19 protein-coding genes are annotated in these 20,845 nt (G+C 64.9%); 11 read left to right on the top strand and 8 right to left on the bottom strand.

All coding sequences use genetic code 11. The features are described 5' to 3' along the window. The first annotated feature begins 69 nt into the window (after positions 1 to 69). Positions 70 to 1,137: a Ppx/GppA phosphatase family protein gene (locus tag DY467_RS11520; protein WP_164636134.1), complete on the top strand. Its 1,068-nt coding sequence runs from the start codon at positions 70 to 72 to the stop codon at positions 1,135 to 1,137. A gap of 25 nt (positions 1,138 to 1,162) precedes the next feature. Here the strand turns inward: DY467_RS11520 and DY467_RS11515 are convergent, their stop codons facing one another. Then, on the bottom strand, positions 1,163 to 1,738 hold the full coding sequence (locus DY467_RS11515; RefSeq protein WP_107346563.1) for a hypothetical protein: 576 nt from the start codon (positions 1,736 to 1,738) through the stop codon (positions 1,163 to 1,165). Positions 1,739 to 1,935: 197 nt separating this feature from the next. Here DY467_RS11515 and DY467_RS11510 point away from each other — a divergent pair, with 197 nt between their 5' ends. Further along, positions 1,936 to 2,649, top strand: coding sequence for an RlmE family RNA methyltransferase (locus DY467_RS11510; RefSeq protein WP_164572822.1), 714 nt, complete (start codon positions 1,936 to 1,938; stop codon positions 2,647 to 2,649). 161 nt (positions 2,650 to 2,810) lie between these two features. Beyond that, the gene (locus DY467_RS11505; RefSeq protein ID WP_012495747.1) at positions 2,811 to 2,990 is read left to right on the top strand and encodes a hypothetical protein; all 180 of its coding nucleotides are present in this window, start codon (positions 2,811 to 2,813) and stop codon (positions 2,988 to 2,990) included. A gap of 15 nt (positions 2,991 to 3,005) precedes the next feature. Here DY467_RS11505 and DY467_RS11500 read toward each other — a convergent pair whose 3' ends face one another. Continuing rightward, positions 3,006 to 4,481, bottom strand: coding sequence for an MFS transporter (locus DY467_RS11500; RefSeq protein ID WP_107355348.1), 1,476 nt, complete (start codon positions 4,479 to 4,481; stop codon positions 3,006 to 3,008). Between the two features lie 192 nt (positions 4,482 to 4,673). Here DY467_RS11500 and DY467_RS11495 point away from each other — a divergent pair, with 192 nt between their 5' ends. The 7 genes from DY467_RS11495 (at position 4,674) to DY467_RS11465 (ending at position 13,959) form a co-directional block, all read left to right on the top strand. After that, positions 4,674 to 4,922 carry a hypothetical protein gene (locus DY467_RS11495; RefSeq protein WP_164636131.1) on the top strand — a complete coding sequence of 83 codons (249 nt, stop codon included), beginning with the start codon at positions 4,674 to 4,676 and terminating at the stop codon, positions 4,920 to 4,922. Positions 4,923 to 5,275: 353 nt separating this feature from the next. Next, a complete protein-coding gene (guaB, locus tag DY467_RS11490; RefSeq protein WP_107344158.1) occupies positions 5,276 to 6,772 on the top strand; it encodes an IMP dehydrogenase in 1,497 nt (498 codons plus the stop codon). 246 nt (positions 6,773 to 7,018) lie between these two features. Beyond that, positions 7,019 to 8,044 (top strand): NADPH-dependent curcumin/dihydrocurcumin reductase, encoded by a 1,026-nt coding sequence (gene curA, locus DY467_RS11485; RefSeq protein ID WP_107344159.1) that lies wholly within the window; start codon positions 7,019 to 7,021, stop codon positions 8,042 to 8,044. Between the two features lie 188 nt (positions 8,045 to 8,232). After that, the gene (locus DY467_RS11480) at positions 8,233 to 9,534 is read left to right on the top strand and encodes an RsmB/NOP family class I SAM-dependent RNA methyltransferase (protein WP_164636130.1); all 1,302 of its coding nucleotides are present in this window, start codon (positions 8,233 to 8,235) and stop codon (positions 9,532 to 9,534) included. A 266-nt stretch (positions 9,535 to 9,800) separates the two neighbouring features. Beyond that, complete coding sequence (gene guaA, locus DY467_RS11475; RefSeq protein WP_164636128.1) at positions 9,801 to 11,423, top strand: glutamine-hydrolyzing GMP synthase; 1,623 nt, start codon at positions 9,801 to 9,803, stop codon at positions 11,421 to 11,423. A gap of 165 nt (positions 11,424 to 11,588) precedes the next feature. After that, complete coding sequence (locus tag DY467_RS11470) at positions 11,589 to 13,217, top strand: RNA-directed DNA polymerase (RefSeq protein ID WP_164636126.1); 1,629 nt, start codon at positions 11,589 to 11,591, stop codon at positions 13,215 to 13,217. Between the two features lie 28 nt (positions 13,218 to 13,245). Then, complete coding sequence (locus DY467_RS11465; RefSeq protein WP_349627629.1) at positions 13,246 to 13,959, top strand: hypothetical protein; 714 nt, start codon at positions 13,246 to 13,248, stop codon at positions 13,957 to 13,959. 245 nt (positions 13,960 to 14,204) lie between these two features. Here the strand turns inward: DY467_RS11465 and DY467_RS11460 are convergent, their stop codons facing one another. The 6 genes from DY467_RS11460 to DY467_RS11435 all read right to left on the bottom strand — a co-directional run bounded on the left by DY467_RS11460 (position 14,205) and on the right by DY467_RS11435 (position 19,726). Next, positions 14,205 to 15,452: a type II toxin-antitoxin system HipA family toxin gene (locus DY467_RS11460; RefSeq protein WP_164636123.1), complete on the bottom strand. Its 1,248-nt coding sequence runs from the start codon at positions 15,450 to 15,452 to the stop codon at positions 14,205 to 14,207. Beyond that, entirely contained in the window at positions 15,445 to 15,780 is a 336-nt protein-coding gene (locus DY467_RS11455) for a helix-turn-helix domain-containing protein (RefSeq protein ID WP_164636121.1), read from the bottom strand. The genes DY467_RS11460 and DY467_RS11455 overlap by 8 nt, the downstream gene beginning before the upstream one ends. A gap of 330 nt (positions 15,781 to 16,110) precedes the next feature. After that, positions 16,111 to 17,307 (bottom strand): sodium/glutamate symporter, encoded by a 1,197-nt coding sequence (gene gltS / locus DY467_RS11450; protein ID WP_164636119.1) that lies wholly within the window; start codon positions 17,305 to 17,307, stop codon positions 16,111 to 16,113. Positions 17,308 to 17,726: 419 nt separating this feature from the next. Next, positions 17,727 to 18,116 (bottom strand): nuclear transport factor 2 family protein, encoded by a 390-nt coding sequence (locus DY467_RS11445; protein WP_164636117.1) that lies wholly within the window; start codon positions 18,114 to 18,116, stop codon positions 17,727 to 17,729. A 1-nt stretch (position 18,117) separates the two neighbouring features. Continuing rightward, positions 18,118 to 19,017 (bottom strand): MBL fold metallo-hydrolase, encoded by a 900-nt coding sequence (locus DY467_RS11440; protein WP_164636301.1) that lies wholly within the window; start codon positions 19,015 to 19,017, stop codon positions 18,118 to 18,120. A 76-nt stretch (positions 19,018 to 19,093) separates the two neighbouring features. Further along, the gene (locus tag DY467_RS11435) at positions 19,094 to 19,726 is read right to left on the bottom strand and encodes a DsbA family protein (protein ID WP_164636115.1); all 633 of its coding nucleotides are present in this window, start codon (positions 19,724 to 19,726) and stop codon (positions 19,094 to 19,096) included. 109 nt (positions 19,727 to 19,835) lie between these two features. Here DY467_RS11435 and DY467_RS11430 point away from each other — a divergent pair, with 109 nt between their 5' ends. Beyond that, on the top strand, positions 19,836 to 20,738 hold the full coding sequence (locus tag DY467_RS11430; protein WP_164636300.1) for a LysR family transcriptional regulator: 903 nt from the start codon (positions 19,836 to 19,838) through the stop codon (positions 20,736 to 20,738). Positions 20,739 to 20,845: the final 107 nt, after the last annotated feature.

Below are 20,845 nucleotides of genomic sequence, written 5' to 3'. Positions count from 1 at the left end.
GCGCTGCTAAACTTTCCGTGAATGATGATTTCGACGTCGGCCGTGCACGGCCGCGGAAAGACGAATTTGATGGACGACGAAACGCGGCTTCGCCCGGGCTCGCTGCCTGGCGAGGATCCGCACGCGATCGTTGCGATCGCCGAGGAGGAGCACGCCGCCGCGTCCCATGGCGACGGCGTTTACGCCGCGCTCGACCTCGGCACCAACAACTGCCGGCTGCTGATCGCGCGGCCGGCGGGCGACGGCTTTCGCGTGATCGACTCGTTCTCGCGGATCATCCGGCTCGGAGAGGGCGTTGCAACCACCGGCCGGATCAGCGAGGCGGCGATCGGACGGGCGATTTCGGCGCTCGCGGTGTGCCGCGAGAAGATCGATGCACGCAAAGCCAGGCGGCAGCGGCTGATTGCAACCGAGGCCTGCCGCGCCGCCAGCAATGCCGACGAGTTTTGTGACAGGGTCGCGCACGCCACCGGCATCCGGCTCGAGATCATCGGCCGCGAAACCGAGGCGCGGCTCGCCGCGACCGGCTGCTCGCCGCTGCTCGATCCGAACGGCCGCGGCGCCATCCTGTTCGATATCGGCGGCGGCTCCAGCGAATTGGTGCGGATCGCCCGCGATCCGGATCGGCCCGACGTGCCGCCGCGAATTCAGGCCTGGATGTCGGTGCCGCTCGGCGTCGTCACGCTGGCCGAAGCGTTCGGTGGCAAGGTGGTGACGCCGGAGACCTACACGTCGATGGTCGCCGAGGTCGCCAAGCATGTGGCGCCGTTCGCCGCGCAGCATGGCGGCGATCTCGACCGGATGCACCTGCTCGGCACCTCGGGCACGGTGACGACGCTGGCCGGTCTGTATCTCGATCTGATCCGCTACGACCGGCGGCGGGTCGATGGCATCTGGATGAGCGACGCCGAACTCAGCGCCACGGTCGAGAAGCTGCGCAGCATGAGTTATCACGACCGCGCGCATAACCATTGTATCGGCAATGAGCGGGCCGATCTGGTGCTGGCCGGCTGCGCCATCCTCGATGCGGTCCGCGCGGCGTTCCCGCTGCCGCGGCTGCGTGTCGCCGATCGCGGTCTGCGCGAGGGCATGCTGGTCGAAATGATGCGCGAAGACGGCGTGCTCGGGCCGGTGTAGTTCGCGCGAGGACGCAGCTGGCGGTTCAGACGGTGGTGAGCGCGCCGGCGATCAGCGACAGCGACACCAGCGCCAGCCATAGCGACGCGATCCGCTGCGTCAGCCTGAGGCGGCCGTCGCCGCCGGCGCCGATCTGCGTCATCGTGCCGGCAAAGCCCCACAGCAGCGCCACCGCGAAGACCATCAGGCAGAACATCATCAGCCTGGCGGCAAAGTCCGGTTCGCTCGGCGCAGGCAGCAGCACCAGGGCGAAGATCAGCGCCTTTGGGTTCAGCAACGTCGTGAGGTAAACCCGCCGCGCCGTGATGGCGCCGGTCGCGCCGGACGGATTCAGGTGCCACAGCCGCACCGCCAGCAGCATCACCCAGGCAGCCGCGGCGACCTTCACGATCAGAGCTGCGGCCGGCAGCTCCGCCATCAGGTCGGCGCCGAGATAGGCGAGGGGCAGGATCGCCGTCAGGTAGCCGAGCAGTTCGGCCGGCAGCAGCCGCGCGACGCGGCCGAGCCCGCCCTGTGCCCCGGCGACGCCGATCAGGGTGTTGGTCGGCCCCGGGGCCAGCAGCAGCGCCAGAACGGCGGAGGCGAAAGCGGCTAACGACATGATCCCAGCCTGTTGGACCTCCGGGAGGTATTCTTTGCGGCCATCGATGTCTTGATCTTGATCATGCCGCAAGCCTCGAAACGCCGCGGCATCCTGGCACGCATCCGCGATGGCGGCCGGATGGCGCCGGTTCCGCACTGGTTTTTCCGGGCCCGTCTGGTAAGCAGCGGCCTTATCCCTCGATCGTAAGCGAAGCCATGGCCAAGGACACCACCGGACGAATGCGCGTCACCGTCAAAAGCGGCGGGCGGATGAAGCTGTCGTCCAAGCTGTGGCTGGAGCGCCAGCTCAATGACCCTTACGTGGCGCAGGCCAAGCGCGACGGCTACCGTTCGCGCGCCGCCTACAAGCTGACCGAGATCGACGACAAGTTCCGGCTGCTCAAGCCCGGCATGGCGGTGGTCGACCTCGGCGCCGCACCCGGCGGTTGGAGCCAGGTTGCGGCCAAGAAGGTCGGGGCCGCCGACGGCCGCGGTAAGGTGGTGGCGATCGACTTGTTGGAGATGGGCGAGGTCCCCGGGGTCACCTTCGCGCAGCTCGATTTTCTCGATCCCTCGGCGCCGGACCGGTTGCGCGAAATGCTCGGCGGCGGTGCCGATCTGGTGATGAGCGACATGGCCGCCAACACCACCGGCCATCGCAAAACCGACCAGCTCCGCATCGTCGGTCTGGTCGAGACCGCGGCGATGTTCGCGGCCGAAGTGTTGAAGCCGGGCGGGGCGTTTCTCGCCAAGGTGTTTCAGAGCGGCGCCGATGCAGCGCTGATGGCCGAACTGAAGCGCGACTATGCCAGCGTGAAACACGTCAAACCGGCGGCGAGCCGCAAGGACTCGTCTGAGCGCTACCTGCTGGCGACCGGCTTTCGTGGCGGTGCGGCGCGTGACGCAACGGCGAGCGGCGAACTGGAGTGACGCCCCTCGCTTGGCGTCCCCTGCGCGAGAGTTGCAACTTAGTCGCGCTTTAAACTAGCGAATTCATCTGGTTAATTGTTGGTAAAGGTAGCTTTCTACAGAGCACTTCCTCGTAGTTCCCATAGGCTTAGCGGCATCCATCGGGCGAATCGGGGGGACCAATGGAGATTCCTACGCCGATGTGCAGAGCCTGCGGTGTCGATCGGGAGCTGATCGAGATCGAGCACGCCAACGCGTCGTTCGATGTGCCGCATTATCGCTGCCCGATCTGCAACGATGTGCTGCGGCTGGCCGTCCGCCAGGACGACGGTGCCCAGTCCGGTGGCGACCGTTTCGGCTGATCGACAGAACCTTACCTAGCCGAACCGCTGGTCGCGGGCGTCCTGGGTCTGTTCGGACGCGGCCTTGGTCGCGGCTTTGGCGCCGGCCTTCTTGCTCGAAATCTCGATCGCCTTGCGCCCCGAAATCTCGTGGCCGGCATCGCTCGGCATTTGCCAGAAGAACAGCGCTGACAGCGCAGCCGGCACCGCCACCACGATAAAGGCGGGGGCGAAGTCGGCCGCGCCGAGCGTGGTGACGCCGCGCAGCGCCATCGTCGCTTCCACCGAGAACGCGCCGACTGCAACACCTGCCGACAGCGCAAGCTGCTGGCCGACGCTGAGCAGGGTGGTGGCGCGGCTCATCTGGGCCTGCTCGACCTCGGCATATGCGACGGTGTTGATCGAGGTGAACTGCAGCGATCGGAAGAAGCCGCCGACCACCAGGATGATCATGATCAGCAGCAGCGGCGTGCCCGGTGCGAACAGCGCGCAGGCGGCGAGAAACACCGAGCTGACCACGGCGTTCACCGTCATGATGTTGCGGAACCCGAAGGCGCGGATGATCCGCGCCGCCAGCGTCTTCATCCCGATCGCGCCGGCCGCGGAGGCGAAGGTGACGAGGCCGGATTGAAACGGCGACAGCCCGAAGCCGATCTGCATCAGCAGCGGCAGCAGGAACGGCAGTGCGCCGATGCCGAGCCGAAACAGAAAGCCGCCGATCAGGCTGGAGCGCAGCGTCGTCAGGCGCAGCAGCGAGAAATCCAGCACCGGCGCCGGCACTCTGCGGGCGTGGAACACGTACAGTGTCATCGCGATCGCCCCGACGCCGATCAGCCCGACCACCACGCTCCAGTGCAGCAGGCCGAGGCCGGCGACCGACAGGCCGAAGGCGATACCGGCGACGCCGATGCCGGCGAGGACCAGGCCCGTCAGGTCGAACCGTTCTGGGCGTTCGCCCTGAATGGGATCGATGAAGCGCTGCGCCATCGCGATACCGATCAGCCCGATCGGGATGTTGATTAGGAAGATCCAGTGCCAGGAGAAGTAGGTGGTGATGAAGCCGCCGAGCGGCGGCCCGATCACCGGCCCGATCAGCGCCGGTACGGTGACCCAGGCCATCGCCCCGACCAGCGCGCTTTTTTCGATCGAGCGCAGCAGCACCAACCGCCCAACAGGAGTCATCATCGCTCCCCCGATCCCCTGGATGATGCGGGCGATGACGAAGTGATGGATCGAGCTCGACAGCGCGCAGCCGATCGAGCCGACCATGAACACCGCGATCGCGATCGAGAACACCGTGCGCGCGCCGAACCGGTCCGCAGTCCAGCCCGACGCCGGAATGAACACGGCCAGCGACAGCAGATACGAGGTGATCGCCAGCTTCAGCGTCAGCGGCGAGGTGCCGATGTCGGCGGCGATCGCCGGCAGCGAAGTCGCGATCACGGTCGCGTCCATGTTCTCCATGAACAGCGCGGCAGCCACGATCAGCGGAATAACTCGATCTTTGTTCATCGGAGATTTCGACCAGAGGAGGGCGCCCGGGCTGTAGCACCGTGTCGCGGCCCCGGCTATTGCGGAGCTTGCGCGGTTACCTAAATCCTCTGTGACCGGCACAGCTTCCTTATGGCGGAAATCGCTTTCGGATGTGCTTGCCGTGATGACGATGAGCGGCGCCTCGATCAGTTCCGCGACGGAGACTGGCCGATGATCTATCTGCTCGCTGCGTTCCTGCCGCCGCTCGGTTTGTTGTTCAACGGCCAGCCGCTGTCGGCGGTGTTCAACCTCGTGTTGCTGGTGCTCTGCATCGTGCTCGGGCTGATCTTCCACCCGCTGCTGGTGCTCCCATCGCTGCACGCGCTGATTGCCGTGCGGATGGAGCGCGAAAAGCGGATGCACCGCGAGGTCGTCGAGGCGATCCGCGAACATGGTCTGCCGCCGGCCTACCGGCGCTGACCGGCGCCTTCATGCAGAGGTGATCTTCAGCGGGATTCGTCCAAAAAACATCCGACGACCGAGCTTTTTGGTGCCCGGCCAAGGCTGCTGGTGTCGTCGCGGCCGCCGACGCCGCCACGAAATCCCTGAAATCGCGGTGATTTCCGGCCAGCATGGCTTGTTGAGGGATGCTTGGGGAGCGGGGCGGGGCTGTCAGCCTTGCCCCTTTGATTCGTCATATCCCCATGCTATCGACCACCGCCAACCCTACCGACGGGCTCGATTCGACGGCGCCGCCCCCCAGTGGCGCCGAACGTGCCTCCCGTCCCCGCAAAATCGAGCGCGGCCTTCGGCGCCGCTGAACGGAGTTGGCCATGGCGTCAGTGAGCGCATCCCCACAATTTATCGAAGCCCTCACCTTCGACGACGTGCTGCTGAAGCCAGGCCTGTCGGACGTGCTGCCGTCCGAGGTCGACATCCGTTCGCGCATCACCCGTGCGATCCCGCTGAACATTCCGATCATCGCCTCGGCGATGGACACGGTCACCGAAGCGCGGATGGCGATCGCGATGGCGCAGGCCGGCGGCCTCGGCGTGATCCATCGTAACTTCGATCCCGAAGGGCAGGCCGCGCAGGTCCGTCAAGTCAAGAAGTTCGAATCCGGCATGGTGGTGAACCCGCTCACCATCAGCCCGGATGCCAAGCTGGCCGATGCGCTGGCGCTGATGAATCAGTACGGTTTCTCCGGCATTCCGGTGGTCACCGGCGCGCAGGGCCACGGCCCCGGCAAGCTCGTCGGCATCCTCACTAATCGCGACGTGCGCTTCGCCACCGATCCGGCGCAGAAGGTCTCGGAGCTGATGACGCACGAGAACCTCGTCACCGTGCGCGAGGGCGTCAGCCAGGGCGAGGCCAAGAAGCTGCTGCATCAGCATCGCATCGAGAAGTTGCTGGTGGTCGATGATCAGTATCGCTGCGTCGGCCTGATCACCGTCAAGGATATGGAAAAGGCGGTCGCGCATCCTCTCGCCAGCAAAGACGCGCAGGGTCGCCTTCGCGTCGCCGCGGCCACCACGGTCGGCGAGGGTGGTTATGAGCGCACCGAGCGGCTGATCGAAGCCGGCGTCGACGTTGTTGTCGTCGACACCGCGCATGGCCATTCGGCCCGCGTGCTCGACGCGGTCACCCGCATCAAGCGGATCTCCAACGAGGTTCAGGTGATCGCCGGCAATATCGCCACCCGCGACGGCGCCCAGGCGCTGATCGACTCCGGCGCCGACGCCGTCAAGGTCGGCATTGGCCCGGGTTCGATCTGCACCACCCGCATCGTCGCCGGCGTCGGCGTGCCGCAGCTCACCGCGATCATGGATGCGGTCCAGGCTTGTAAGAAGGCCGACGTGCCGGTGATCGCCGACGGCGGCATCAAGTACTCGGGCGACCTCGCCAAGGCGCTCGCCGCCGGCGCGGACATCGCAATGGTCGGCTCGCTGCTCGCCGGCACCGACGAGACTCCCGGTGAAGTGTTCCTGTGGCAGGGCCGCTCCTACAAGGCGTATCGCGGCATGGGCTCGGTTGGCGCGATGGCGCGCGGTTCGGCCGATCGTTACTTCCAGCAGGACATCAAGGACACGCTGAAGCTGGTGCCGGAAGGCATCGAGGGCCAGGTGCCGTACAAGGGCCCGGTCGGCAACGTCGTGCATCAGCTCGCCGGCGGCCTCCGCGCCGCGATGGGCTATGTCGGCGCCAAGGACCTTGGCGAATTCCACACCAAGGCCGAGTTCGTCCGCATCACCGGCGCGGGCCTGCGCGAAAGCCACGTCCACGACGTCACGATCACCCGCGAGAGCCCGAACTATCCGGGCGGGGTGTGAGGCGGCTGACTTAAGTAACGACCTCTTCACAGTCATTCCGGGGCGCGCGTGAAACGCGCGAACCCGGAATCTGGAGACTGTTGCAGTCTCTGAAGTGTCCCGACCCGCGAGATTCCGGGTTCGCTCGCTGACGCGAGCGCCCCGGAATGACGATGAAGGCTGCCTGCAGGGCTGCGCAGTTGGCGAATGCGGTGGTGTCGCTTACAGTCGCGGCCCTGACGACAACGAACATAAAAAGGAAACGAAATGTCCAAGGGTCAGCGTATCGTGCTCGCGTCGCGTCCGGTCGGCGAGCCGACGCCGCAGAATTTCCGCCTCGAAGAGTTCGACGTTCCGGCGCCCGGCGAGGGGCAGGTACTGCTGCGCACGATCTGGCTGTCGCTCGATCCTTATATGCGCGGCCGCATGAGTGATGGTCCGTCCTACGCGCAGCCGGTGCCGGTTGGCGGCGTGATGGAAGGCGGCACGGTCTGCGAAGTGATCGATAGCAAGAGCCCGGCCTTTGCCAAGGGTGACATCGTGCTGGCGCATTCGGGCTGGGCGACGCATGCGGTCGCCGATGCCAAGCCGCTGCGCAAAATCGATCCGTCGCTCGGCCCGATCTCGACCGCGGTCGGCGTGCTCGGCATGCCGGGGATGACCGCCTACACTGGCCTGCTCGACATCGGCCAGCCGAAGGAAGGCGAGACTGTCGTGGTCGCGGCGGCCTCGGGCGCGGTCGGCTCTGCCGTGGGCCAGATCGCCAAGGTGAAGGGGGCACGCGCGATCGGCATCGCCGGCGGCAAGGACAAGTGCGACTACGTCAAGCAGGAGCTCGGATTCGACGACTGCCTCGATCACCGTGATCCCGATCTCGCCGCGAAGCTGAAGGCGGCGTGTCCGAACGGCATCGACGTGTACTTCGAGAACGTCGGCGGCGAAGTGTTCGAGGCGGTGTTTCCGCTGTTCAACGCCTTCGCCCGCATGCCGGTGTGCGGACTGATCGCGCAGTACAATGCGTTCGAAACCCCGCCGACGCCGAAATGGGCGACCGCGCTGATGCGCCACGTGCTGACCAAGCGGCTTACCATCCGCGGCTTCATCGTCAGCGATTTCGCCGGCCGGCGTCAGGAGTTTCTGCGCGAGATGTCGGGCTGGGTGCGGGACGGCAAGGTCAAGTATCGCGAGCACGTCACCGACGGGCTGCAAAACGCACCGGAGGCGTTCATGGGCCTGCTCAAGGGCGCCAATTTCGGCAAGCAGCTGGTCCGCGTCGGGCCGGAGCGCGCCTGATCGCAAGGGCCGCAGCAGAGCCCCGGCATGGCCGGGACTCTGCGTTGCGGTGGTTCGATTGTCATCGGCGGGGGCGGCAGCTATAGCGGGAGCCTGAAAGCGTCGGACCGATACGGCCCTTGAGCGTATCGTCCTGTTGTGACGCCGCTCGGCGCGTTGCGCGCCCTGACCCTGATTGAAAGCTCCGCATGACCCCCGCCGCACGGCTGTCCGCAGCCATCGACCTGATTGCCACCATCGACAGCCAGCGCATTCCCGCGGCCAAGGCGCTGAAGGAATGGGGCACCGCGCATCGCTATGCCGGCTCCGGTGACCGATCTGCGATCGCCGGGCTGGTGTGGGACGTGTTGCGCCGACGGGCGTCGAGCGCGTTCATCATGGATACCGATACCGCCCGGGCGCGGGTGCTGGGCATGCTGAAGCTGGAGCGCGGCATGACGGCGGAGGCGATCGCGGCGCTGTGCGACGGCAGCCGGTTCGCGCCGGAGCCGCTGAGCGATGCCGAACACGCCGCGCTGTCGACGCGGACGCTGGACGGCGCGCCGCCGCATATCGCCGGCGACTATCCGGAATGGCTCGACGGCGCGCTTGCCGAGATGTTCGGCGAGGCCCGCGTCGCCGAGGCGGCGGCGATGGCCAGCCGGGCGCCGCTCGACCTGCGCGTCAACACCCTGAAGGCCTCGCGCGACAAGGTACTGGCCTCGCTGGCGCATCTGCGCGCCAAGCCGGCGCCGTGGTCGCCGTGGGGGCTGCGGATCGAATTACCGGCCGACGCCCGCAATCCCGGGGTGCAAGCCGAGCCGGATTTCATCAAGGGCGCGGTCGAGGTCCAGGACGAGGGCTCGCAGCTTGCCGCGCTGTTTTCCGCCGCCAAACCCGGCGAACAGGTGATCGACCTGTGTGCCGGGGCCGGCGGCAAGACCCTGGCGCTGGCGGCGATGATGCAGGGCAAAGGCCGGCTGATCGCCACCGACGCCGACAAGCGCCAGCTCGCCCCGATCCACGAGCGGCTGTCGCGCGCCGGCGTCCACAATGCCGAGGTGAGGGCGCGGAAGGGCGACGCCGATCCGCTGGCCGACATCAAGGGCAGCGCCGATCTGGTGCTGGTCGACGCGCCGTGCACCGGCACCGGCACCTGGCGCCGCAACCCGGACGCCAAATGGCGGACGCGCCCCGGCGCGCTGGAGATCCGGCTCAAGGACCAGGCCGAGGTGCTGGCGCGCGCCGCGCGGCTGGTGAAGCCGGGCGGGCGGATCGCCTATGTCACCTGCTCGGTGCTGGCGCCGGAAAATACCGGCCAGATCCAGGCCTTCACCGTCGCCCATCCGGAGTTCGCCGTCGTCCCGCCGGCCGAGGTTGCGGCTGCGCTGTGGGACAAGGCCGAGCTGTTCCTGGCCGCCGCCTGGACCTCGCCCGAAGGCCTGCTGATGACCCCGCGCCGCACCGGCACCGACGGGTTTTTCGTCAGCGTGCTGAAGCGCAAAGCCTGAACCGGGCAGGGCGCAGCGCTTTCGTTTCGAGTCTGCGACCGCCCCAAGCAAGGCGCGCTCCCTCTCCCGCGCGCGGGAGAGGGCTGGGGTGAGGGCGACCAGCGTGCGGAGTCTCGGCTCCGCGGAGGCGCCCTCTCACCCGACCCCGCGCGCGGGGAGGTGACCACAGCGCGGACGCGAGGCGAGGGACCGCCTGCGCCCGGTCGCTGTCCCCATCGCCGTTTTTCCCCGTTGCGAGCCGGGCTGCGGTCGCGTATCTGCTGCCCATGACAGCCCCCAGCACAACCTCCGCTTCGTCCGTCGTCCCCTCTGGCGCCGACACCTCGCCGCACGTCGCTGCGATCCACGAGAAGATCCTGATCGTCGACTTCGGCTCGCAGGTCACCCAGCTGATCGCCCGCCGCGTCCGCGAGGAGGGCGTGTATTCCGAGATCGTGCCGTTCCAGAAGGCGGAGGCCGCCTTCGCCGAGATGAAGCCGAAAGCCGTGATCCTGTCCGGCGGCCCGGCCTCGGTGCTGGACGACAACGCCCCCAGCGCCCCGATGGCGATCCTGGAAGCCGGCGTGCCGGTGCTCGGCATCTGCTACGGCGAACAGACGCTCGCAAAGCAGCTCGGCGGCATCGTCGAGGGCGGCCATCACCGCGAATTCGGCCGCGCCCAGATCGAGATCACCGATGAATGCGCGCTGTTCGACGGCGTCTGGCAGAAGGGCGGCAAATACGACGTCTGGATGAGCCACGGCGACCGCGTCACCAAGCTGCCGGACGGTTTCCGCGCGGTGGCGCAGGCGCCGGGTTCGCCGATCTCGGTGATCGCCGACGACACCCGCAAATTCTACGCGATGCAGTTCCACCCCGAAGTGGTGCACACGCCCGACGGCGCCAAGCTGCTGCGCAACTTCGTCCGCAAGGTCGCAGGCCTCACCGGCGACTGGACGATGCGCGCCTTCCGCGAGGAAGCGATCGAGAAGATCCGCACCCAGGTCGGCAGCGGCAAGGTGATCTGCGGCCTGTCCGGCGGCGTCGATAGCGCGGTGGCGGCGGTGCTGATCCATGAGGCGATCGGCGATCAGCTCACTTGCGTGTTCGTCGACCATGGCCTGCTGCGCAAGGACGAAGGCAAGACCGTCGTCGACCTGTTCCGTCACCACTACAACATCCCGCTGGTGCACGTGGATGCGTCGGAGACCTTCCTCGGCGCGCTGAAGGGCGTCACCGATCCGGAGCAGAAGCGCAAGACCATCGGCAAGCTGTTCATCGACGTGTTCGAAGCCGAGGCCAAGAAGGTCGGCGGCACCGACTTCCTCGCGCAGGGCACGTTGTACCCGGACGTGATCGAGAGCGTGTCGTTCACCGGCGGCCCGTCGGTGACGATCAAGTCGCATCACAACGTCGGCGGCTTGCCGGCACGCATGAACATGAAGCTGGTGGAGCCCTTGCGCGAACTGTTCAAGGACGAGGTCCGCGCGCTCGGCCGTGAGCTCGGGCTGCCCGACGTGTTCGTCGGCCGCCATCCGTTCCCGGGCCCCGGCCTCGCGATCCGCTGCCCCGGCGAGATCACCGAAGACAAGCTCGAAATCCTGCGCAACGCAGACGCGGTGTATATCGACCAGATCCGCAAGGCGGGGCTCTACGACGACATCTGGCAGGCGTTCGCTGTGCTGCTCCCGGTCCGCACCGTCGGCGTGATGGGCGATGGCCGCACCTATGAGTACGTCGTCGGCCTGCGCGCCGTGACGTCCACCGACGGCATGACCGCCGACTTCTATCAGTTCGAAATGTCTTTCCTCGGCGCCACCGCAACGCGGATCATCAACGAGGTCAAGGGCGTCAACCGCGTGGTTTACGACGTCACGTCGAAGCCGCCGGGGACGATTGAGTGGGAGTAGAGCGGGTACCGCAAGGTAGACTGGGTTAGCGTAGCATAGTTTCATTTTCGATAGTACGCGATTGACAGTAGCAGGCAGTGGGAACGTCAAAGCGTTCTGCTGCTGCAATATTGTGGCGTCGGGATTTTGTCCTTCCTCTCATTGGATTCGAGAAGTGATTTCGAAATGATCAAGGTCGACATTAATCATTTCGTACGGGCGGCGCTCGAGATAGGTCATAGCGGTGATAACGACACGCTGCCCTACGATCTGGATGCCGGCTTCGTGAAGGAAAAGGCCGACGATCTCGCAGCGCTCTGCATTGACCTGTTTCAGAACATCGAGACAGGCAAGGTTGAAAAGCCCGTCAAATTCATCAATGGTCTGGTAATCTCGGCGGAACGCCTACTCGTTCCATCAGGGCCGCACGGTTTCCGCATTACGACGAAGATCCATCCGTTTTGGAATCTCTATCTCAACGGCCTTGGACTGGCGATTGCGGAGGCAAATGAAAGCCAACGGAGCGAGCGGGCGCACTCATATCGGCTAGCATCCGAAGGTCCAGGTTTTTTCGATCGCAATAGGTCGTGGCGCACCTACAAGCTTGCAACGCTGGACGAACTAGACCTCGATCAAGAGGGCTCGGTTGTCATCCAGACCGACATCTCAAGCTTCTACGAACACATCTACCACCATCGATTGGAGAATGCGCTCAAGGATCTGGCGCCAGCCTCTACCGTTGCGATGCAAATCGATCGGATACTGAACCAACTCGCAGCCGGCCGTTCATTTGGGTTGCCCGTCGGCGGCCAGTGCGCACGGGTTCTGGCAGAGGTGATGATGACGCCGATCGATCGGTCGCTCACCGATGTCGGCTTAGCTTGGCATCGATACGTCGACGACTACACCTTGATCTGTCGTTCGCGACAGGAGGCCTACAAGGCGCTCTCCGATCTGTCGCATGCACTCGCAGACTACGGTCTTTCTCTCAACCGTAGCAAAACCACGATCCTGAGCGCGAAACATTATCGCGACTTCGTTTGTGCTCAATTGGGGGAAGGGGAGGATGCAAGTCTCGCGCTGAGGGAGCTGGACCTTCATTTTGATCCATATTCCGACAGCGCTACAGCCGATTACGAGAAGCTTAAACAGTCCTTCGCGAAGATCGACATATCATTTCTGCTCAACCTCGAGCGGGAGAAATCACAACCGGATGCGTTCGTGCTTGCCCAGATCGGACGCGCCCTTAAGTTCCAGGAGCCGGGTGTGGCGGTTCAACTTTGCGCCACGCTTCTCGACCCGAACAATCTCGACGCGTTCCGCGCGTCGTGGTCGAAGATCATGCGTGGCGTCTACGCTGTTCGGGCCAACGACGCGTTCGCTTCGATCTTCGAGACCATCGATGTCCTACTAGATCGCATACCGGGAGCCGCCGCCCATCTTCTTGTTCCCGAAGCTAACATGCTGCACTACCTCCGGGTGATCCGGTTCGTCAGAACCGATATCCGCGGCGCCTTCCTCCGTCGGACCTACGACACGACGAAATCGACGTCGGTTCGGCGAGCCTGCATCGATTGCTGGCGCCACTGGCGCGACCGGTCGAATTTCACTCGTCTTCGCAACCAGTGGCAGAACCTTGGGGCTGACGAACAACGTATGCTGTGGCTGGCGGCGGGCGCATTCGGGGACGAGGGTGAGAAGTCGCGGCAGCAGTTGCGCGGCACCCTGTCCCAAGCCTGGCGACTTGGGATCGAGACCATCACGCAGAGCGATTTCGCGGCCTGTTACGAGGACTGGGTGCAGAATGCGGGCTAATCGCCTCCCGGCACGAGATCCGAGGACGGTGGCGCGAGACATCCCTGGCGTTCTCGATATCCTGTTCCCACACCTGACAGGCGGACTCGTCAATGCCTTGAACAGCAAGATGTTTGCCTTCCCTGACGTCCAAGCGATTTCGGCTGAAGCGATTGAAGGCAGCAGCTTGCAGAACGCAATGCTATTCGAAATCTCAATGGCCCGCGCCGAGAGCGTACTGCGCGGCGGCGGTGCAGCGTCGTGGGACGAGTGCCTGAAAGTGGCAACGTCGCGACAGCGCCGTCATTTTGACGCGCGCATTCCAGAGAAGCTCGAACTAGGCGACATCTCGATCGCCGACCATGCGGCTCGCAACCTTGTGGCGATGCTTAATAGCATTCGGGCGCAACGGTCTTACGACGTTCTGGAATTTGCGCCGCTCATTCCTGGGCTCGGCTGGGTGGCGTCAGGCAACGGAGACTTTGCGCTCGGCTCTACCCTCATCGAGGTCAAACATACGGCACGCAATTTCGGCGCGAGCGATTTCCGCCAAGTCCTCATGTACTGGCTTCTGCAGTATGCACGATCGGTCGAAAACGACGGGCCGGTCTGGTCGGACGTGCTCCTACTGAATCCCCGGCGTAACGCGGCGCTTCTGGTGAACTACGACCATCTGCTACGGTCGGCGTCCGCGTCCTCAAACCGCGTTGAACTCGTTGAATTGTTGCGATCTGCGGTCGGGCAGGACTTCGACCGTCGATGAAGCGTGGCAAGCCGAACCTGCAATCAGGGCGCGCGCGCCTAGTCGCGCCAATCCAGGAGCGGGCTACGCTTGTCAATAGGTCATTGGCTGCGTCGCGGTGAGCGCACGAAAACGGCTGGGTGCGGGAAGCGGTCGTCGAGCGGTGTGCAGTCGTGTACCCGCGCGATCCGGTAGGTCCGGACGCTCCGTTAACCTGTTCGGCGAGATACTGTCTGCCGTCTTCACCACCGCAGATCGCGCCGCAGTCACAGCGCCATCGCCCGCGTGAGATCGTCATGCTCGAAGGCGCTGGCCATGCGGGTGATCTCGGCCGACCGGGCGCCGACGGCCTTCGCGGTGTCGCGCCATGTCGCGGTCACGGTCGCGACTTGTTTGATGATCGCGCGGGCCTGCGGCAGCGTGAGCGCGAAGTATTCCGATGCCTGTTCGAGCAAATCGATCGAGCATGTACCTTCGTCGAGGTCGATATTCGTCGTCAGCACGCGCGCCTTGAGATCGACCGGCACCGGATTGAGATCATAGGCGGGCGAGAGCGACCATCCGGCTTTGCCGAGCCAGAGGAAGCCGTGGTTGCGTAGATGATCGTCGACATTGGAGATCAGCACGTTGAAGGCTACCCGCCGGTAGAGCGCGTGGGCGTCCGTCTTTCCCTGCGCGCCGTGCCGGGCCAAGGCGTCGACGATCTCGGGGTAGCTGCCACGCTCGCCATCCTTCGCGCCCAACATCGCCATGGCGGATAGGAACGGGATGCGGATCGCGCCATCGCGATCGAAGCGTCGCGACAGCAGCACCGGCCTGCCGGCAACTTCGACAAGCTGGTGGTGCGGAGTGGCGATACCGGCTTGATCGGCAAGCCGCAGCGCGATCTCTTCCCAGGTCTCCATGCTGTACTCGTCGGCTTCCTTCGGAAACTTGGCGATGGACAGATGGCCGTGTCGGTCGGTCACCGACGCCTTCGGCCGCGCTCCGCCGAGAGAAGAGCCGGGTGCGTATATCGTTTGAAGGTCTTCGTCCGTTTCCTCGTCCCGAAGAATCCTCTCGGTGATCTGAAGCAGGCGGCCAAGCTCGATCAGGGCCGGCACGCCGGTTCTGATCGGTGCTTGGAAGGTTTCTTCGCCGACCCAGCGAAAACGCAGGGCGCCGAGTCGTGTCTCATCCGCGACCCCGAGCAGGTAGTCGCTTTCCGCGAGCGTGCGAACGGCGCGGTTTTCGCGTTCGGCAAGGCGACGTTCGGCGCGCTGCATGAGGCGACGGCCCCAAGTATCTGGCGCGGAGTCCCCGATCGAACCGAAGAGTGCCTGTCCGGCAGGAGGAGCAAACGCGCCTCGCGTCAGCGCAAGTGCGGGCTCCAGCGAGAAGTGGTCAGCGTCTGTGAGCCATTCTCCGTCATACTCGAAAACGACCGTTTCCGCGCCGCGGACGCGATTGCTTCGCGCCAATCCGACCCGGCGCGTGCGGCCGCGAAGATCGATATGCACCTCGAAGTCAGCCATTGCGGGACGATCCGGTCGGCCGTTTGAGGTGAATGCGCTTGGGCAGATCGGCACTGGCGAGCGACTGTCCGACGCTGTCGCTGCCGATGTCGGCCACTCGGCTCAGACCTTCGAGCAGGCCGAGGGCCTGAAGCACACTGGCATAGATGCCGATGCCGACGTTGGTGTCGCCGGCTTCGACCCTCTGCAGGGTCGAGCGGGACGTGAACGCGCGCTCCGCCACGACCGCCATCGGCAGCCGACGACGCCGGCGGGCGTCGTGGATATCCGCGCCGAGCTTCCGCAAGGCGCGGCGCACGGCCGCCGGAGGGGTATGGGGAGTTGGCATTTGCTACCTTCGCGCTACAGAATGCTCAGATATGTAGCACGAAGTTTACAATTCTCATAGCTCCCGACTGGAACGGCCAGAATTATCGGTGGCGGGAGCTTGCCCGTCAGCCAGAAAAGTAAGGGGGCAAGGTGAGGCGGTTGAGGACGCCCCGAGCCACTCCAGCAAGACATTGAAGTGCGTAAGCAACGCCAGAGTCGACCTCATCACCTTCGACCGCTCGCTTCATTGCTGATTGCGCCGTCAGGGTGCGCTCCTAAAGTTGGCCCGGCGCGCAGCCCTGCAATTCGGTTTTCCCAAAGGATGCCCGAACCGTGATGTCGCGCTCTCTCAACCGACAAAGGCGGAGATGATCAGGGCGTTGACGATGTCGATGAAGAAGCCGCACACCAGAGGCACGACGATGAAGGCGCGATGGGCGGCGCCGTATTGCTGGGTGACCGCTGTCATGTTGGCAATGGCGGTGGCTGTCGAGCCGAGCGCTATTCCGCCGAAGCCCGCCGAGATCACCACAGCCTCGTAGTCCTTCCCCATAAACCGGAACACGATCGATATGGTGAAGATGACCGCCAGGATGATCTGCACGACAAGGGCCGAGGCGACGAAGGTGAAGACGCCGTTGAGTTGCCAGAGCTGAAGCCCCATTAGCGCCATGGTCAGGAACAGGCCGAGGGCGAGATCGGAGACGAGCGCCAGCCCGTCGTCCACGCCGGGCCAAAGTTTTTGGACACGCGAACTTACGGCGATGGGCATGAGGTTGCGGATCAGGATTCCGGCCATCAGGCAGCTCACGAAGGCGGGCAGGTTCAGGCCGGTGCGTGTCAACGCATCATGAATGCCGAGCCCGAGGATGATGGCGAGGTTCAAAGCCAGCACGGCCCAAAGGATGCAGAAGTAATCGAGCTTGGGCTGACGGCCGTCATTGGAAACGCCGATGGAGAGTTCAGGGTCGTCGGTGGCGGCGACACTGTGACGCTTCATCAGGAAGGCGGCCACGGGGCCGCCGATCATGCAGGCCGCGATCAGCCCGACCGTGTTGGCCGCGACACCCAATTCCATGGCGTTGCTGATGCCAAGCCGCTCGGTGAATGTCGGTGCCCAGGCGAGCGTCGTCCCGATGCCGCCGGTCAGCGAGATCGAGCCCACCATCAATCCGGCCTTGGCTTCGAGTCCGAACAGCGAAGCCATCCCCATGCCGGCGAAGTTCTGGATCAGCATGAGGACGATAGCGAGCGACAGCAGGATGACCAGCGGCCGGCCGCCGGCCAGAAGCATCTTGACCTCGGCCTTCAGTCCGATGCCCGCGAAAAACAACAGAAACAGAAAGTCGCGCATCGCGAGATCGAAGGTGACCGGCCGATCGAAAAGCGTGTAGCTCAGGGCGACCACCGCTGTGCAGAGGAAGCCGCCGATGACCGGCTCGGGAATGGAGTATTGGCGCAGCAGCGGCGCGTTCAGTGTCGCGATCTTGCCGGTCAAAAGCAGGATGACGGCGATCGTGAACGTATAGAAGGCATCGATTTCCATAGGTGTCCGGATTCCAATGGATGGCCAGGCCGTGACAGCGGTTTTGCCATCACGGCGGACAGGACTTTAAAAGGGCTGCTCGCTCAATGCGCGCGGTTGGCAGTCATCGGGAGGTGCGGGCGCGGGACAGCGCCATGCGCGCATATGACCTTCCGGCAAGTCGTCACCTGGTGACTGGCCCATTTTATGCCGCCAGCCTCATCGACTGTCAATTTGGTGGCACGATGCGATCGTTGCCGCATCACCAGGCCGCGATCGAAGAACGTCCAGCGATCGCGAGTGGCCGCCGCCGCATGATCGGCGATCGCGTTTCCGATGGCGCGGCGCCAAAACGCGGCGAGACCGCGCCGCAGCAGCGCGTTGCGCGGCCGCGAGCTCGGGCTGCCCGACGTGTTCGTCGGCCGCCACGGACGCTGCACTCAGGACAACGCCTTTGCCACCATGACGGTGTCGACATATTGGGTCATACGCCGGATTTTGCCGTCCTGGATCTCATAAAGATGCGCGAAGGCGGCGCGCATCGACTTGCCGGTGGTTTTGTACGTGCCGGAGTACACGCCGAAGGCGGCGACGCGGTCGCCATCGGCGAGGTAGGTGTGGACCTCGGCGCGGTAGCCGATCCACTCGCTGGCCAAGCGGGCGAATACGCCCGCCATCAATGCGTCGACTCCGACATACGTGCCGGCATACGGAAAGCCTTCCGCTTCGGTCCACTCCACGTCGGGATGAAGGACGGCCAATAGATTGTGGCCGTTCTCTTCGGAGGATCCTTCATAGGTCCTCCGGATGAGGTCGAGATGACTCGTCATTTCAACCCCACTTCATTTCGCCTTTGGCCACCTTCGAGCCGATATCCAGCGCGACGCCCATACCGAGGCCGGGGAAGCGTCTCTCCATCGCGGCCTTCAGCGCGGCGGCGTCGGCCGCCTTGCTCAATTCCTCGTCGAAGGCGAGGAGATAGGCCTTGGTGTGCGCGACCGCACTCAGATCGGTCGCCGCCTTCGGATCGAGGTGGCCAGGCACGACGATCGATGGTTTCAATGCGGCGATCTTGTCGAGGTTTGCGACCCATGCGGCCCGCGCCTCCTTGGTCGGCGTGTCGGCGGTCCAGACATGGACGCCGGAGAAAACCAGTACGCCGCCGAACACCGCGCCCAGCGTGGGAACGTGGAGATAGCGCCGGTTGGCGAGGCCGATGGCGTTGACGATCTCGACCGTCTCGCCATCGATCGCCAGCGCCTGGCCATCGAAAGCTTGAGGCAGCACGATGTCGGTCAATGCTTGCGGGCCGTTCTCCTTCAATTGCGGGCCCCAGACGGCGAGCTTCTTTTCGACGTTGCCCTTGATGGCGGCGATCGTGTCGGAGGCTGCGATCACCTTGGCGGCCGGGAAAGCCTCGCGCACCGGCTTCAGGCTGAAGTAATAGTCCGGGTCAGACTGACTGACATAGATGGTGGTCAGCGGCTTGCCGGTCGCCTTGATCGCCTCGACCAGTGCGCGCCCGTCCGAATAGGTGAAGCCGCCGTCGATCAAGAGCGCTTCGGCCCGGCCTGTGAGGAGCACCGGCGCGCGGAAGAAGCCGTTCGGGCCTGCCGGAAAGTGTTTCCAAGTCAGAGCCGATCCCGCTGCATGTCCGACGCCCGCCGGCGCGAAGGCCATGGCGGCGCCTGCCGCGAGGGTCGTTTTCATGAGGTCTCTCCTTGAATACATGGCTGTCTCTTGTTGTTGCGGCCGCCGAGACGCGGCGCGTGGTGAGGAGGGAAACTGTCGGGGAAGGGGGGCTCGATCAGGCCAGCCGAAGTTCAGCGACGAGCAGATCGAAATCCCCATACAGAAGGCTGCTATCGATCTTGCGGCGGCGGTCGCCGGAGCCGAGCAGAATGCCGGGCACGCCCCGGACGCCGAAGCGCGCCATATCGGCTCGCGCGGCTGCGATCTTGCTCTGATAGGCGGCGAGAAGCGGCTCGTCAGGCACCTGAACCCGCCGGGCGGCCTCGACGAAGCTGGCCGCCGTCAGCGTTTCGGCGACGACGCCGAGGTCAGAATTGTCGCGGCCGGCGCGATAGCGGGCGTTCTGCAGGCTTTTCAGCGCGTCGAGTTCGCGCGCCGGCTCGCTGAGGCCGACGGCGACCAGCCCGAGGGTGGCCGGCCCGGAGTCGAACCGGCTGCCCACCGCACCGAGCACATGCTCGCGATAGAGGTCTGAAAAGATCTGTCCGGTCAGCTGGGCGATGCGCTGATCATTCTGCCAGGCATAGTCCGCAAACCGCTGGTCGATCGGCCGCGACCCTTCGCCCGCAAACAAGCCCGTCGGCGCCAGGTCGAGCGTTACGTCATCGAGCCGGGACAGCTTCTCCAGCGCGGGGCCGGCGCCATAGCACCAGCCGCACAGAGGATCGAAGAGATAGGTGATCCGCATATCCGTTTCCTGTGTTGTCTGGCGCCAAAGTAGGTCATCGGGATTTGGTTGATAATTTCGATGAAATATCCATACTGTATGTTTTTGGCTGACAATGACGGAGGCGGACCTGGAGGCGATCAATCTCAACCGGCTCGCTTACTTCGTCGCGGTGGTTGACGCGGGATCGTTCACACGCGCGGCCGAACGGCTCGGGATCACCAAGACCGTTGTCAGCCAGCAGGTGGCCCGGCTGGAGGCTGACCTGCGGACGAGCCTCCTGCTGCGAACGACCCGCCGGGTCGAGCCCACCGAAGCGGGCCGGCTGCTGCATGCGCGGGCTGTCATCATCCTGCGCGACGCAGAGGATGCGTTCGGAGCGGTCGCCGAAGTCACCGCGAGCCCGATCGGGACATTGCGGGTGGCCGCACCGAACGACTTCGGCACGTCGATGATTGCGCCCTTGGTGGCGAAGTTCTGCCGGACCTATCCGGCCTGTACGGTCGATCTCGTGTTGTCGGACGCCAGGATCGACCTGATCACCCATCACATCGACGTTTCGATCCGCGTCGGATGGCTCGACGATTCCAGCCAGCAGGCGCGCAGGATCGGCACGTTCCGGCAGTTACTTGTCGCCGCGCCGGACTTCGCGCGCACGATCACCGCCAAGGTGCCTGAGGATCTTGCCCCGCAACCGTTCATCGCCAACGGCGCGTTGCGTGAGCCGCTGGTCTTGCAGTTCTCGCGCGCCGACGTCGATCGCCGCACCATCCGCATGCGGCCGGCGATGACCATCAACACCACGCCGGCCGTGCTTGCGGCGACAATCGCCGGTGGCGGGCTTTCGGTGCTGCCGGATTTTTTGGTCGGCGAGTCCCTGGAGAGTGGTGCGCTCGTCCAGCTGTTGCCGGACTGGTCGCTGCCATCGGGCGGGATCCATGTGGTCTATCCCGCCGCCCGGTTTCGTCCACCCAAGGTCACGGCGTTCGTCGATCTGCTGTCCTCCGCCATGGTCAGAGCCGACGGCGCCTGAGACCGCTCCGTGAGAGCGTATTGATCAGACGCTCATGTCGCGCCGGATGGAGACTTTCGGGGGTGTCGTCTTTCCCGGATTCACTGCTGCCTACGACGAGATTGAGG

This window comes from Rhodopseudomonas sp. BR0G17 (assembly GCF_010907025.1).
Lineage (GTDB): Bacteria > Pseudomonadota > Alphaproteobacteria > Rhizobiales > Xanthobacteraceae > Rhodopseudomonas > Rhodopseudomonas palustris_H.
This window is presented reverse-complemented; position numbering and strand designations above follow the sequence as displayed.

Coding starts and splice junctions, on each gene's coding strand:
- DY467_RS11520 (WP_164636134.1), top strand. CDS start 70: ATGGACGACGAAACGCGGCTTCGCCCGGGCTCGCTGCCTGGCGAGGAT.
- DY467_RS11515 (WP_107346563.1), bottom strand. CDS start 1,738: ATGTCGTTAGCCGCTTTCGCCTCCGCCGTTCTGGCGCTGCTGCTGGCC.
- DY467_RS11510 (WP_164572822.1), top strand. CDS start 1,936: ATGGCCAAGGACACCACCGGACGAATGCGCGTCACCGTCAAAAGCGGC.
- DY467_RS11505 (WP_012495747.1), top strand. CDS start 2,811: ATGGAGATTCCTACGCCGATGTGCAGAGCCTGCGGTGTCGATCGGGAG.
- DY467_RS11500 (WP_107355348.1), bottom strand. CDS start 4,481: ATGAACAAAGATCGAGTTATTCCGCTGATCGTGGCTGCCGCGCTGTTC.
- DY467_RS11495 (WP_164636131.1), top strand. CDS start 4,674: ATGATCTATCTGCTCGCTGCGTTCCTGCCGCCGCTCGGTTTGTTGTTC.
- guaB (WP_107344158.1), top strand. CDS start 5,276: ATGGCGTCAGTGAGCGCATCCCCACAATTTATCGAAGCCCTCACCTTC.
- curA (WP_107344159.1), top strand. CDS start 7,019: ATGTCCAAGGGTCAGCGTATCGTGCTCGCGTCGCGTCCGGTCGGCGAG.
- DY467_RS11480 (WP_164636130.1), top strand. CDS start 8,233: ATGACCCCCGCCGCACGGCTGTCCGCAGCCATCGACCTGATTGCCACC.
- guaA (WP_164636128.1), top strand. CDS start 9,801: ATGACAGCCCCCAGCACAACCTCCGCTTCGTCCGTCGTCCCCTCTGGC.
- DY467_RS11470 (WP_164636126.1), top strand. CDS start 11,589: ATGATCAAGGTCGACATTAATCATTTCGTACGGGCGGCGCTCGAGATA.
- DY467_RS11460 (WP_164636123.1), bottom strand. CDS start 15,452: ATGGCTGACTTCGAGGTGCATATCGATCTTCGCGGCCGCACGCGCCGG.
- DY467_RS11455 (WP_164636121.1), bottom strand. CDS start 15,780: ATGCCAACTCCCCATACCCCTCCGGCGGCCGTGCGCCGCGCCTTGCGG.
- gltS (WP_164636119.1), bottom strand. CDS start 17,307: ATGGAAATCGATGCCTTCTATACGTTCACGATCGCCGTCATCCTGCTT.
- DY467_RS11445 (WP_164636117.1), bottom strand. CDS start 18,116: ATGACGAGTCATCTCGACCTCATCCGGAGGACCTATGAAGGATCCTCC.
- DY467_RS11440 (WP_164636301.1), bottom strand. CDS start 19,017: ATGTATTCAAGGAGAGACCTCATGAAAACGACCCTCGCGGCAGGCGCC.
- DY467_RS11435 (WP_164636115.1), bottom strand. CDS start 19,726: ATGCGGATCACCTATCTCTTCGATCCTCTGTGCGGCTGGTGCTATGGC.